The sequence below is a fragment of the Bacillus cereus group sp. Bc031 genome, assembly GCF_027716265.1.
In the GTDB taxonomy this organism is placed as follows: domain Bacteria; phylum Bacillota; class Bacilli; order Bacillales; family Bacillaceae_G; genus Bacillus_A; species Bacillus_A paranthracis.
Genome location: NZ_JAQFUL010000059.1, coordinates 20669 through 33579, shown reverse-complemented (window position 1 = coordinate 33579; position 12911 = coordinate 20669). Strand labels below are relative to the sequence as shown.

Genomic DNA, 12911 nt, shown 5'->3' with positions numbered 1-12911 from the left:
TCGGATGGAGATAGACTTTGCATCTAATCTAGTAGCAGAAGCTACCCTGTGGGAATGCGACTTCTTGTCGCACCATATCTATCGTTAACAGAAGACATTTAGCGATGGAATACCCATAAAAGAAAAGTTAATCACCTTAAAAATGGAATCTCAGTAACAAAATTGAACAATATTACATTTCTGTTATAATATAATGCGACAAAAAACTTATTAGAAAACATCTTGGAGGATCGTGCATTGAAAAGACATTATAAAATTGGCGGAATTATTATTGCTGCATCACTCTTCGTTAGCGGCTGTGGGAATGGAGAAAAAGCAGAAGAGAAAAAAAGGGAATCTTGGACAGAACATGAGCAAAGATTAGAAAAAGAACAAGCCGAAAAAGAAGCACAAAAAGAAGCAATTAATTTTGAAGTAGGCGAATACTCTTATAATCCAGAAACTAAAATGTTAACGGTAAATGTAAAAACAAATATGCCGGAAGGATCAAAAGCAAAAGGTGTTATCAAAGAGCCAGAAAAAGAATATATAGCAGTAATGTCAAAAGAGAGCACTGTTCATGATGGGAATTTTCATTTTGAATTTGGTGACCATGTATCCGAAACGTCAGGACGTGAAGTTGTTAAAAATGGAAACTATGATTTTAAAATGACTTTTACTGTTGATGCCGAAAACAAAGCTGCATTAGATGCATTCAAAGACTATGACAATTTCGAAAAAAACTATAAATCTAATGGGGAATTAGAAGAGATAGAAAATGGATTTAAAGTTAGAGGAATTAATGCTGGAAAAGTAAATATTGAAAATGCTCTATCAGCAGAAGAAGCTGAAAAAGCAGAAATTGAAGAAAAAAAGAAACTAGCGAAAGATCTTTCTTATCCTGAATTAAAGAAAAATCCGGATGGACATAAAGACGAATTAGTGAAATATACTGGTGAAATTGTTCAGATCATAGAAAGTGGCGGTTCAACTGATATTAGATTAGCTGTTACAAAAAAGTCATATGGATATAACACCAACGACATTGTTTATGTAACTTTCGATAAACCAACAGAATTTGTTGAAAAAGATATAGTTACAGTAACAGGAAACATAGAAGGAAGTTATTCTTATACATCACAAGCAGGTTGGAATATATCCGTACCATTAATGAAAGCTATTGATATAACGAAATAATCTATTAAAAAAAGCCCGGTTAATTTAGTCGGGCTTTTCCCTGTTCTATGATTCTAGGCGTTCCATTATATACTTAGTTCATTTTTATATTTTGTTACCAGAACCGCCACCACGGCTTTTTCTTCTCTTTCGCAGCAGCAACCTCATCGCGAAACTCCTGCATCATTCTCTTCGTTTCCTGCATCTCACGTAGTGTCTTCATAAGCGTTTCATCCCGTGCTTCCAATCGTTTTTCCACTCGTTCATTATGCGCTTCAACGCTCGCTTTAATTTCCTCGTTGCTTTGCTTCGCCTGCTCACTCAATCGCTTCTCCATCGCTAACATGCTTTGATTCATTTCTTGCGCCATAACGCTGTACTGTTCCTGTAATTGCTGTTTAATGTGGAATGGAACTAAGTCCGTTTCCTCAGACTCTTCTTGAATCAGATCCGGATTAACTTTCTCTATTTGCTGCGCAATCATCTTCGCTGCCTTCTCTAGCGTCATACCGTCATGCTTACTAAGTTCAATTAATTTCTCAATCACCATAATGTCATTGTCTGTGTATTGGCGTCTGCCACGATTATCTTTCTTTACAGCGAATCCTTCTCGTTGCAATACTTCCATGTACTTTCTAAGGGTGCTATCGGAAATTCCTAGTCGTTTGTATACTTCACTAGCGGAATAGACAATTTCGTCCGTCATAACGTCACAACACCTCCTAGTGACAGTATTCCATGATGGTTAGGATTTTCCTGCAAAGAAAAAATCCCTATCATATAGGGCTAGCAAAACAAATCTTTTTCTGTAATATCCTTACCCCACATTCCATAATCATATGAAAACTCATTCGCCAAAAATTCTTTATAACACTCATCGTGATAGATGCCAAATTCCGAACTATTTATTACCCAGTCCCCTTTACTGATTATATCTTTACACCATTCGCATTCTGTTTCTTTTTTAAAACCATTTCTTGCAGAATTAGTTCGAAACATAAAAGATATCCCCCTTTATTTATATAGCCTTAGCAATCTCAACAAGCAATCTCATAAACAACGGAATCATTTGAACTACAATATAACCAATTCCCGCGCGGCTTATTAACGAGAATCCCCGTTCTTGGCTACCAACCATAATGAATAGCCCGCCGCATAACGCTACAACGGATGCAATTGGATAGGACACTGCTTTTATGAGAAAAATCACCGGTTCAAATGCATTAACAATACGATTGTACAGTTGGCCATCTATATAATTTTTTATCTTCCCATCGTTGGACTGCACATCTTTAAATACTTCATTCACATCTGGATTATTTCCATCAGCAAATACGTGAGGAATATCTATAATGTTGCTGAATATAATAGCACTACCGATTACCAATGAAACGCGCACTGCGACAGGTGCGTATTTTTTTGCTTTCTTTTTGAACAAGCTCCACTTTTTCTTCGCTCCATAGTTACCATCCATAAAATCCTTGATGCTCATTGTCTCCGCTGCCATATGGACCATCTCCCTGTTTTTAATGGAAATCAGTAACCGTAAATATGTTGCAATCTAATCCTTCGCAAAGCTTTTGCAGGTTCTTCCTGCGGTATTCCGTCGTGGTGTACCAAATAAATTTAGGTGGTTTTTCAAATACATTGCATTCCATCAATTTGCGATATTTCTGCATCTTGATACGGTTCGCACTCATTTTCTGCTCATGATCCACTTCTACAATGTGATAACGGCCATTATCAGTGAATAGTGCATCTGCAATTATGGAAACGATACCTTTTACATTCATTTTCACTTCCTGCTTCCACGTTTTCGGGCATTCGTAAGCGATGTAGATGTCATTCCTCATAATGTAGTGGCGAAATTGATTCGAACGTTTGAGTATTTTCTTACTCCCGATACGCTCGCGCCCTTCCTTGTTCAAATAGAAAATTTTCTCTCCATCCCTAAAGCTAGATACATATTCTTCAATGCCCTTCATGACACGAGAAGCATTCCTATCACCGCCAAGATCATGAAGTACCTGGATTTGCTTTCGACTAAGAAAGCCGAGTTTCTTCAAGCTCAAGAGTATACTTTCTGTTCGCGCTTCCTTCATGGCTAGTTTTTGCATCTTCATGCTCCTTCCTTGCTCTTATGTTGATATGTGGCTTTATGATGTTATCTATTTGCTTATTATCGATATAAACCGTCTGTAAGACCTTCTTCTCGTTCGTTTGATATATAGCCCTTCCTTTTATATTAGGGAGACTCTCTGCACCGCCTTCATCAAGTACAGCTCGACTTCCCGCTTCTGTCTGCAATCTAAAGCAAACACGAGCACCTATATTTTGTCTTAGTTGAGATGGCAATGCTTCATTTGTTGGGTACTGTGTCGCATATACCAAACGGAATCCCGCTGCCCTGCCACGACGACCTATATCTACAATAATGTCCTTGCACTCCTGATATGGCGTCATGTCGGCTGCTTCATCTACGATTACAAAGTACCTAATTGGCTCCCCGGCTTCTTTTATATCTTCGTATCCTTTTTCTAGTAAGTATTCGTTTCTAGCATTCAATTTATCTTGCAATTCCCTTAGAGTCTCAAGGGCTTCCTCTGGATTCTTCGCAATTGATTCGACTTGATTTAGGAATCGGTATCGGTTGAAAGAGAGACCACCCTTCAAATCGATTAGGAATAGCTTTATATTTTCTGATTGGTTGCGTACCAGCGAAGTAATAATAAGCTTTAATACATTCGATTTCCCCATATCCGTCATACCAGCAGAAATCATATGTGATAACTGGTCAAAGTCGTGTTTTACTAATCCGTCCCTTGTGTAACCAATAGGCACTTCCCATCCTCTACATTGCCTCATCATATCTTCTTCAAACTTCACAAAATCAGGAATCCCTTTCTCGTAAACTCGTATTTTAAGTAACCCATCGTAAGACAGCTCAATTTCCTTTCTAACGAGCTTTTTCTTGTTTATGATGTTTTTGTATTTGTTTTAAGATATCTTTTCTTAGGCGGAGAGATTTGAAGTCTTGTAGTTTGAAATCAAAAACTTTGCTCTTGTGATTTAATCCATCCTCTAAATGTTGTATCTTTTGTTCAAAATCGGAGAAGCTAAGACCAAGCGGAATCCTATATGCATATTCAACTCCCCAATCATTTTTAGTTTTTCGAAGCAGCTGTATAGTCCTGGTCTCTTTTCCTTCCTTCACTTTCAAACCACAATTAGCACATATTCTTTGAATCTTAGAGGCATCATTTGTTGCTCCTTTTTGATGCATTTTTGATAGAAAGACTACACCACCAACTGCCGCTGAACTTACTAACTCAAATATCACAAACTGACACCACCCTTCTTTATGTATTCTGCAAGAATAGTCCCTGAAGATTAGAAGAGATGAAAACGGCTATGAATCATTGAAAATACTAATCTTGTAATGTCTGAAGCATCATTCTGTGAGCGAATTCTATTTGGAATAGATAAAACGAATTTTTAAAAGGCTATCAATTCGGAACTGAGAATCGTAATTTGTTTGGTATGGTAAAAGGTATTTCGTACTGTTTGGCCTTTATGTCAGTTTTTTTCTCGCGTTTAAAAAAATGACGAAAAGGGCAAGCTATGCTTGAGGTGATAGGGGTGTTTGGATTAGGTAAAAAACGTAGTAAATTTGGTAAATGGTTAGACAAACAAGGGATTTCACAAGGGGAATTAGAAAAGGCAGCTAAGTTAAGTAGAGGTACGATTTCAAAAGTATGTAATGATAAAGAATACACACCTAAATTTTCGACTATATCCCAAATCACAAGGGGATTAAAAAAGTTGGGGAAAAACATAAATGAAGATGAGTTTTGGATGTAGCCTTCACTTAAATGGGTGGGGCTATTTTATTTTTTTGAAAAAACCTCTCCATAAAAGAACATACATTCGTATATAATAAGAACTAACGTTCTGTTGTTTAGGGGGAATAACGGTGTATGACTATTCAATATTGCCAAATCGAATTGTTTTATGTGTAGATCTTCGTTCGTTCTATGCCAGCGTATCGTGCATCAAAATGGGATTAGACCCACTTCATACTAAATTGGCTGTAGTTGGTGATGTGAATAGGAGTGGTTCAATTGTTTTGGCTGCAACTCCACCATTAAAAGCATTAGGCGTTAAGAAAATGGCGAGATTGTATGAAATACCACGACGTAAAGATATCCTTGTGGTAAATCCAATTATGAGTACTTACATAAAATGCTCTAATTTCATCACGAAGTTAGCTCTACAATACGTGCCGATTGAGGATTTTCACCAATATTCAATCGATGAGTTCTTTATGGACATTACGGATAGTATTCATTTGTTTGCTAATGATCCATATGAATTTGCATTGAAATTCAAACGTGAGATATACGCAAAGACAAGAATTGAATGCACGATAGGGATTGGTCCTAACCCATTAATGAGCAAAGTAGCTTTAGATGTGGAAGCGAAGAAAACGAAAGATTGTATAGCATACTGGAAGTACGAAGATGTACCCATAAAATTATGGCCAATACGACCGCTTAGTAAGTTTTGGGGAATTTCGGGTAAGACAGAAGCAAAGTTAAACCGAAAAGGCATTCATTCAATCGGAGACTTAGCGCAATACCCACTCAAATATTTAAAACAAAGCTTCGGGGTCATTGGCGAAGAACTACACTTACATAGCAACGGCATTGATTTTAGCCGAATATCAGAAAAATACCTTCCGGCAACAACTTCTATTGGTAAAAGCCAAATACTTATGCGTGATTACACCATAGAGGAATTCCCAATTATTCTACTGGAACATATCGAGGAAGTTTGTTATCGAATGCGAAGGCAAAACAAACTAGCTCAAACTATCCATTTTTCTATTGGTTATAGTAAAAATTGCGCTGGTGGTTTCAGAAAAACTCACACTATGAACCGACCAACCAATTTAACAATGGATATTTATAAGATTTGTACATATTTTTTACATGAGTTTTATACTGGAGAACCCATTAGAACCATCAATGTTTCTTTAACTAACTTAATCAATGAAGACGAAGAACAAATCTCACTATTCGATAATGTAATACAACGAGAAAAAGAAATGAAACTAACTAAAGTAATGGACGAAATACGCACTAAATTTGGTAAGAACAGCATATTGCGAGGGATTTCGTATACAAATAGTGCAACAGCAAGATACAGAAACACATTGTTAGGGGGACATAAAGCATGAACAACACTAATATGCCAAAGGGAAGAGGAATGGTTAAATGGACTCCATTCGCAGCGATGCCGGAGCAATTCGCTGGTATCCGTGAGATTATTAAAGACAAGACAAAAGTAAAACGCCCTACATTAACACAGGATGAACAAGAACGTATTGAGAATATGCTATTATGTTCGCTACTTTCTGAAGAAGAAATATTGATTACATACTATGAAGATGGTTTTTTACTTACTAGCTATATGACCGTCATTGATATTGATCCGTTAAATAAATCTATAATTTGTACGGATGCATTTTATAATAATATGACGTTGAAATTTATTGATATTATTGATGCAAAATGAAAAAAAGGCCGCCCAACAGGACGGCTTTCGTTTTTATCAAACTATTCTTTTGTATAGAAGTATTTAAGTCCTTTCATATCTAACCATGCTGTTGCTCGATCTAGTTCATTCCCTTGGCGATATGCTGTTTCAAATCTAACTAATCCTTGTTTATCTCCATATGAGATAATACGAGATTCATACCCAAGAGCATCCATCATTCCTAACATCTCAGGTACTAACGCTGTACCAAATTCATACGTAACAACTTTACTAAATTTATTCACGATAATCTCCACTCCTCCATCATTTTGGTTTGCTTGAATTGATTTGCCAACAATAACCTCAGCTACCGCTTTAGCTGCCTTATCAAAGTTAGCACGGTATTTTTGCATATCTGTTTCATTATCGATAAAGCAGATTTCTGGAAGTAGTCCGGTCTTCGTTTTATTAATCCAACCTAATTCTGTTGAAAACTTAATTCCTCTATCTCTTAATCCAAATGCATCGGCCATCGCTTTTGAAATTTTAGCTGCTAATTCTCTATTACCGTATGAAGGATGTAACCACACTTCACAACCTGTACCGCCTGGAGTGGCATTTAAATGGAACTGCAAATCTACATCACTATCTTTAACTCGTAAGTGGTTATTGGCTGCATTATTCCAAACATCGTATTTTGTCGTTCCTACTTCGTCAGAACAGTTCACATAATCCCATCCTGCTGATTGTACATATTTAGCAACAGCATCTAAGAAACGTCTATCCTCCACATGCTCGATTCCGTATTGACTATTTGCTCCTGGTACCTTTTGATTATGACCACCTGAACCTGCAAATTTACCCATTATTCAACATCTCCTTTTTGATTATCGTCATGATCTGACCAGATTCCTAAAGCGATACCAACAGATAATAAATAAGGCGCCAGTTCATCTAAGAAACTCTTAGCTTCTGGCACCCCGAATTTCGTAAACAAAAATCCAAGCAAAGAAAAAACCGCAACCCATGTTTTCCAGTTGCGGAATCGTTTTTTGATATTCTCTTTTGACATATTACATGCCACCTTTCATGAGTAATCCTAATAAGCCAGCTACAATTGCCCCTATAATAATTCGTAGAATCCACGTAGTATTGGCACTAATCTTTTCGAGCTGTTTATTGATATTTACAATGTCCTTTTCATTGACTGTGGTACGTGTTTCTAGATTACGAATATCACGTTGCATATCTTTCTGATCTGACTTAATTTGGAGGATCTCTTGCTTTAAATCTTGAATTTCTTGCATTAGTTCAGCTCCTTTTTAGGCAAAATAAAAAACCTACACTACTGTAAGTTTGGGTACTCTAAACTAGTAATTAATTTGTATTCTTCTGGCGTAAGTCTTTCTAACTCAACTACCATAACTAATTGTGGTTTCGTGCACCAATTCTTTTGATAACGGAAATTCCACTTTTCAAAATCAGGACTTCTCACTTCAGTATTTTCAGTTGTATTCGTCATTAATTTGTACCTCCAGTTGTTGGTTGTAGTTTTAATACTTCAATTTCTAACGAACTCACTTGTTGACCTAATGCGGTAACATCCTTGTCACTTTTCAGTTGTTTGATTTCCCTTTCGCTAAGCTGTTGGCCTAATAAAACAGATTCCTGTTCTTTTTGCATTAACTGTATCTCTAAATCGCTTACCTGTTGACCCAACTGACTATTTTCCTTCAACAATTCTTCCTGCTGCTTTTTTAAATCTTGTACTTCTTGTTCAGGAGTAATAGGTACATCTACATATTCATAGTACAACCCTTTTTCTTTATCATATTTTAAAACAGCTTGTTTTCCAGGTGTTCCTTGTACGTCTGGTAACTTATCTAATAACACCCCTCTCCATTTGCTTCAAGTTCCTTCAATTCCTCTTCAGTTCCTAAACCGTAATATGGATTCAATGGATCGTGGTGTATAAACTCAATACTTCCTGTTTTACTAAGCTTAATAAATAACATGTAATCCCTCCTATTCTCTTACAAGTCGATATATAGTAATCTCTCTAGTGCCTGAATTAACTGCGTATGCGTATTTATCATTGTCGAACGTCATCATATTACCGATTGCAGTATTGTCCTCGCTCATTGAGTAATTCACGGCATATTGTGGTATTTTTTTAGGTTTGTGTATCTCAACAAATCTACGATCACAAACTATAAAATTCCGTAATTTTTCTTGTTTCAAAATAGCAGTGTCACTATAAGCCCTCACATATACAATTCCCTGCGCGGGATCCAGTGTAAGTGTTGTTTTATTGTAAATACTAAAGTATTTTGTTGTCTCATTTCCTAAATCGGACCAGATAACAGCAACATCTCTATTTCCGACTCTACCAAATCCATAATACGATTGACTCCCAGTGAACGGGAGCGATTTTGATTGAACTAATTTTCCATCTTTCCAGTTAAATATAAGGATTGCTGTGTAATCATAGTCGAAGCAATACAGAAAATCATTTTCTACAAATGCCCCTGCACCTTTTCCTTGTAAACTCACAGGAAAACGCGAGTTGAAAGTCACCTTATTCGTTATACTTAATGTAGTTTTATTAAAATGAAAGCACTCTGCACTAGAAGCTCTTGCAACGATTAACAGCGAAATATCTTTATCTACATAGAAGACATCGCTTATTGTTCCTGTACTGCTATAAGGTAATTCTTTCACTTTACTCTGCGTTGCCTTACTGTAAATAATGATTGTAGTTTGTGTACATACTCCAAAGTAATCACCTAATTCGAGTAATCTCGAAAATGTTGTGATTTCACTTGGAAGATTAGTTATGTTACCTGTCGGTGTGGACTTTGCGAACCCTTTCAAACTATAAACAAAGCTCGTTTTATCTTCTGCAACCACAAGTATCTTATCATCACCAAGGTATACCACATTTTCAGGTTTAGGGATTCTTGTTGCATCTAAAATAATCGTACCCATTTTATTAAAGTACGATTTCTTATACAGTGGATTCGCATTACCGCCTATAATTCCATGATCTGCTAGAACATTCATGTACGCTCCACCTCATCTATAAAGTTGCCGTCTGCATCGTAAATCAAATCGAGCAAAGTTACCTTTTGCACCGCGCCATTTTCTAAATACTCCGTTTCAGTCCTTGTTAAATAGCTGCCGTATGCATTTGGGTTAGATAATACTGAACGCTTTCTAACAGTGCCATTAGCCATTTTGTATTCTGTGACTGTAAAGATATCATTCTCATCTTTGTTGGAACGGCGTGGCGTTAACCGTAAGCCATACTCCTTTGTTTTTGTTGTTAACTCACTTACTTTAGCTTGTACAACGAATAGTAACGTAGAATTATCAGTTTGTTTTTCAACAACTTCTCGTACTGTGGATGCTAATGATTGGTTATACATCACCTTTGTATCGATTACGTTTGTTGTGTAAAGATGCTTATCCAAGATGGAGTATGTTACTGTGTATTCGGCTGTTGAATCAAAAGTAGGCCTATCTGTTTTAGACATACTTGCATACTCATTACCGAAAGCAACGTTGCTTCCTGTAGGTCTAATCAACCAATCAGAAGTGTTATCTACACCATTTTTGTATATTTTCAATATTTTTAAGGCCTTGTTTTTCAATTTAGACACTGGCAAAGTTTCTACATTTATCCAAAAATTTGATGAGGTTTCTGCTATAGATACCTTCTCTCTTACCACTACGCCACTACCAACAGTAACCTGAGTTGTACCACTTACTGCAAGATCACCTTCGACTTGTACCGTTTCTACAAAAGATTGTGGAAGTAGTGTAATGGTTTTAGTACTCTTGTCGATCAACCACTTCCGAAGTACTTTCCACTGCCCATCTTCTTGATACAAAACATCATTTACACCGTTTTGCCCTGCGATTAAGATGTTTGTATATACGTACGATGGATTGGTTCCTGCAATATTCAGGGCTGGATTTAAATGTTGTACACCTTCCATATATGGGAATTTACTTATTAATTTTTGAGAACTGAACTCTGGATCAATATTAATCTTGTTGTATGTTGCTTGGTCTACTTCGTATAGTGCAACCATACCAACAGTCCATGTTAGTGATACAGAAGCTTTTCCTGTAAATTTATACGGTGTATTCTGAGCTGTATTATCTACAGTAACCTGTGCACCTGAACTGTTTATAATGAGGTAGTATTTAGCCGTTTCCACTGAAAACACCTTATTTGTTTGTGGTACTGCACCATCTTTTCCTAATACGTTCGCCAAAGTACGCCCTTGAATTTCAATATTGAGAGGTGAAGATATCGGCGCATTTATTACGTTTAATCCGTGTTGTACCGCCTGTGACTTCTTGTCCAATTCAACTAATGTAGCATTCCATTTATCATTTATCTTATTGATTTCATTGAGTAAATTACCTGCTGTGTTTGTATCAAGGATATTCTTTAAGTTCTGGAACCACGTCGTAAATTCAGTGTTATACCGTTTCTTTTCATCCTCCATAAACTTACGGAAGTCGGACATAATCGTTGTATTGTCTTCATCATACTTCTGCTTTGTTCGCACAAACCAATCCCAGTATTGATTAAAGATCATTGTTGTGTCAGCTTGTAATAGGGAATTAACAACACCACATAAATCTTTATTTAAGCGCACATCTGTTACTGCTTCTTGCGTGATAACGACTACACCATTTCGTACAAGAACTTCTGCAACCGCTAGTTCGTATGCATCTGCATCACGTTGTAAAACAGGTGCTACTGGTGAACTTGATGGAGTACCTTTCTTCACATATGCTTTAATCTCTCGTTTTTCATGGTCTAACCGTAATACCACACGATCTTTTCGTGAATTAACCGCATCTGCTGTTTGAATGGTTAAATCAAAGTCCATAGTATTCTGATACATATAACCATTTATCCATGCAGCGCCAGCGCGTAAAGTGACCTTCATGTTTGTGCCACTCGCTATTACCTGCAAGTTACTCGCTATGTTTGGGAAGTATCCATTCGTAATAAATTTATTGAAATAATTAGCCCAATCTTCTGCTTTGTATCTTCTATCACCATTTATACTGTTAAAAAAGCTAAATTTCTCCACTTTATCTACCTCCCATCATTAAATTTTTCAAATCAGGAATATTCGTACCGAATTCCGGTTGAATTGTGAGCATTCCATTTTCATATATTTCAGCTACTTTTGTAATTCTCGTTTTCAAATGGACACCCCACTCGCTTTCTATCAGAACCTTATCTCCTAAGTCGTAATCTCTTTTATAAACGTATTGAGAGTTATGATAGATTTCACTATCAAGTGTTTCTACAACCTTGGATTCAACTAATTTACTATTACCACGAGATACTAATAGTTTTTTATAAGTAACATCAGGTATAACAGTTCCATCTGCATCCTCATCTGAAATATCACGAGCATCCACAAATAATTCTCTTCGCTTCCACCCTGCAATTTCGTCATTTATAACCTCCGTTTTACGTGCAGGACCTTCTCCCGCACCTGCAACCAAAGCCATATTCGCGAAATCATCTATACTGTGCAGATAAGATTGAGACGTTAAATTTTCATTTTGAACAGAAAAAACAACAGGTTCGTTCTCTGCCTGATCAGGTGTTAAATCTAACCCTTGATATACATCAAATACGAACTTTTTGTTTTTTAAATCAAACAGGACACACCAACCAACCTCATGTTTCATTCCTATCTCTTCAAATAAATTAGATAACTGCTTCCCTGTAGATACTTCTTCAGTTGTACCAAATGCTTTATTCGACGAAACTGCAAGTCCTGGAATAACACGGTTTACATTATCGGGACTAATAGCATTCTTAATGACAAACTGCTTCAGTACATGATCAATATCACCGCTATATCTTTGCTGCCCCCACACAAATCTTCTATATAAGAACCAATTTAACGAAAAGCCACCAACTTTAAATACAACTTGGTTCCCAATTGTTTCAATAGTACGGTTCGTAATAATAGCCGCTTCACACGGCTTGTTTATATCTTCTCGCTTCACAATAATAAATTCGTCTTGCAGAAGCTCTAACGCGTCTTGTGTGAAGTCTAGTACCAGCAGCATCTTACCGATACTGTAGTAACTTCTTTCAAAAGAAAAAGAGCGATAGATATCTATCACTCCTTGAAATTCAAAGTCCATATTGAACACATATAATTCCATCA

17 protein-coding genes and 1 pseudogene are annotated in these 12911 nt (G+C 36.7%); 4 read left to right on the top strand and 14 right to left on the bottom strand.

The window, feature by feature from the left end:
* Positions 1 to 237: 237 nt before the first annotated feature.
* On the top strand, positions 238 to 1176 hold the full coding sequence (locus PDQ33_RS20330) for a hypothetical protein (protein WP_270756494.1): 939 nt from the start codon (positions 238 to 240) through the stop codon (positions 1174 to 1176).
* Between the two features lie 94 nt (positions 1177 to 1270).
* Here PDQ33_RS20330 and PDQ33_RS20325 read toward each other — a convergent pair whose 3' ends face one another.
* The 5 genes and pseudogenes from PDQ33_RS20325 to PDQ33_RS29090 all read right to left on the bottom strand — a co-directional run bounded on the left by PDQ33_RS20325 (position 1271) and on the right by PDQ33_RS29090 (position 4495).
* Complete coding sequence (locus PDQ33_RS20325) at positions 1271 to 1861, bottom strand: DUF3967 domain-containing protein (RefSeq protein ID WP_000128984.1); 591 nt, start codon at positions 1859 to 1861, stop codon at positions 1271 to 1273.
* An 80-nt stretch (positions 1862 to 1941) separates the two neighbouring features.
* On the bottom strand, positions 1942 to 2154 hold the full coding sequence (locus PDQ33_RS20320; RefSeq protein ID WP_000490198.1) for a hypothetical protein: 213 nt from the start codon (positions 2152 to 2154) through the stop codon (positions 1942 to 1944).
* A gap of 19 nt (positions 2155 to 2173) precedes the next feature.
* Positions 2174 to 2662 (bottom strand): hypothetical protein, encoded by a 489-nt coding sequence (locus tag PDQ33_RS20315; RefSeq protein ID WP_000718641.1) that lies wholly within the window; start codon positions 2660 to 2662, stop codon positions 2174 to 2176.
* 19 nt (positions 2663 to 2681) lie between these two features.
* Positions 2682 to 3227 (bottom strand): replication-relaxation family protein, encoded by a 546-nt coding sequence (locus PDQ33_RS20310; protein WP_270393642.1) that lies wholly within the window; start codon positions 3225 to 3227, stop codon positions 2682 to 2684.
* Positions 3199 to 4495 (bottom strand): annotated as a pseudogene (locus PDQ33_RS29090) (FtsK/SpoIIIE domain-containing protein). The gene PDQ33_RS20310 and the pseudogene PDQ33_RS29090 overlap by 29 nt, the downstream one beginning before the upstream one ends.
* A 281-nt stretch (positions 4496 to 4776) precedes the next feature.
* Here PDQ33_RS29090 and PDQ33_RS20295 point away from each other — a divergent pair.
* From PDQ33_RS20295 to PDQ33_RS20285, 3 genes are all read left to right on the top strand, one after another.
* The gene (locus PDQ33_RS20295; RefSeq protein ID WP_000895135.1) at positions 4777 to 5016 is read left to right on the top strand and encodes a helix-turn-helix domain-containing protein; all 240 of its coding nucleotides are present in this window, start codon (positions 4777 to 4779) and stop codon (positions 5014 to 5016) included.
* A gap of 112 nt (positions 5017 to 5128) precedes the next feature.
* Complete coding sequence (locus PDQ33_RS20290) at positions 5129 to 6394, top strand: Y-family DNA polymerase (RefSeq protein WP_270756497.1); 1266 nt, start codon at positions 5129 to 5131, stop codon at positions 6392 to 6394.
* Positions 6391 to 6732 carry a YolD-like family protein gene (locus tag PDQ33_RS20285; protein ID WP_270393631.1) on the top strand — a complete coding sequence of 114 codons (342 nt, stop codon included), beginning with the start codon at positions 6391 to 6393 and terminating at the stop codon, positions 6730 to 6732. The genes PDQ33_RS20290 and PDQ33_RS20285 overlap by 4 nt, the downstream gene beginning before the upstream one ends.
* A 41-nt stretch (positions 6733 to 6773) precedes the next feature.
* Here the strand turns inward: PDQ33_RS20285 and PDQ33_RS20280 are convergent, their stop codons facing one another.
* From PDQ33_RS20280 to PDQ33_RS20240, 9 genes are read right to left on the bottom strand one after another with little or no spacing between them, the layout of a single operon-like run.
* Complete coding sequence (locus PDQ33_RS20280; RefSeq protein ID WP_000514296.1) at positions 6774 to 7559, bottom strand: N-acetylmuramoyl-L-alanine amidase; 786 nt, start codon at positions 7557 to 7559, stop codon at positions 6774 to 6776.
* Positions 7559 to 7765, bottom strand: a complete 207-nt coding sequence (locus PDQ33_RS20275) for a hypothetical protein (RefSeq protein WP_000032299.1) — start codon at positions 7763 to 7765, stop codon at positions 7559 to 7561. Before PDQ33_RS20275 ends, PDQ33_RS20280 begins: the two co-directional genes overlap by 1 nt.
* Before the next feature lies 1 nt (position 7766).
* Entirely contained in the window at positions 7767 to 8000 is a 234-nt protein-coding gene (locus tag PDQ33_RS20270) for a hemolysin XhlA family protein (protein WP_001156200.1), read from the bottom strand.
* A gap of 38 nt (positions 8001 to 8038) precedes the next feature.
* Positions 8039 to 8215: an XkdX family protein gene (locus PDQ33_RS20265; protein WP_000185897.1), complete on the bottom strand. Its 177-nt coding sequence runs from the start codon at positions 8213 to 8215 to the stop codon at positions 8039 to 8041.
* Complete coding sequence (locus PDQ33_RS20260; protein ID WP_000923246.1) at positions 8215 to 8586, bottom strand: hypothetical protein; 372 nt, start codon at positions 8584 to 8586, stop codon at positions 8215 to 8217. Before PDQ33_RS20260 ends, PDQ33_RS20265 begins: the two co-directional genes overlap by 1 nt.
* Positions 8577 to 8708, bottom strand: a complete 132-nt coding sequence (locus tag PDQ33_RS20255; RefSeq protein WP_270393627.1) for a hypothetical protein — start codon at positions 8706 to 8708, stop codon at positions 8577 to 8579. Before PDQ33_RS20255 ends, PDQ33_RS20260 begins: the two co-directional genes overlap by 10 nt.
* Positions 8709 to 8718: 10 nt before the next feature.
* Positions 8719 to 9756 (bottom strand): hypothetical protein, encoded by a 1038-nt coding sequence (locus tag PDQ33_RS20250; RefSeq protein ID WP_001101468.1) that lies wholly within the window; start codon positions 9754 to 9756, stop codon positions 8719 to 8721.
* Positions 9753 to 11810, bottom strand: coding sequence for a hypothetical protein (locus PDQ33_RS20245; protein WP_270756498.1), 2058 nt, complete (start codon positions 11808 to 11810; stop codon positions 9753 to 9755). Before PDQ33_RS20245 ends, PDQ33_RS20250 begins: the two co-directional genes overlap by 4 nt.
* A gap of 1 nt (position 11811) precedes the next feature.
* The gene (locus PDQ33_RS20240) at positions 11812 to 12909 is read right to left on the bottom strand and encodes a siphovirus ReqiPepy6 Gp37-like family protein (RefSeq protein WP_000424938.1); all 1098 of its coding nucleotides are present in this window, start codon (positions 12907 to 12909) and stop codon (positions 11812 to 11814) included.
* Positions 12910 to 12911 lie beyond the last annotated feature (2 nt).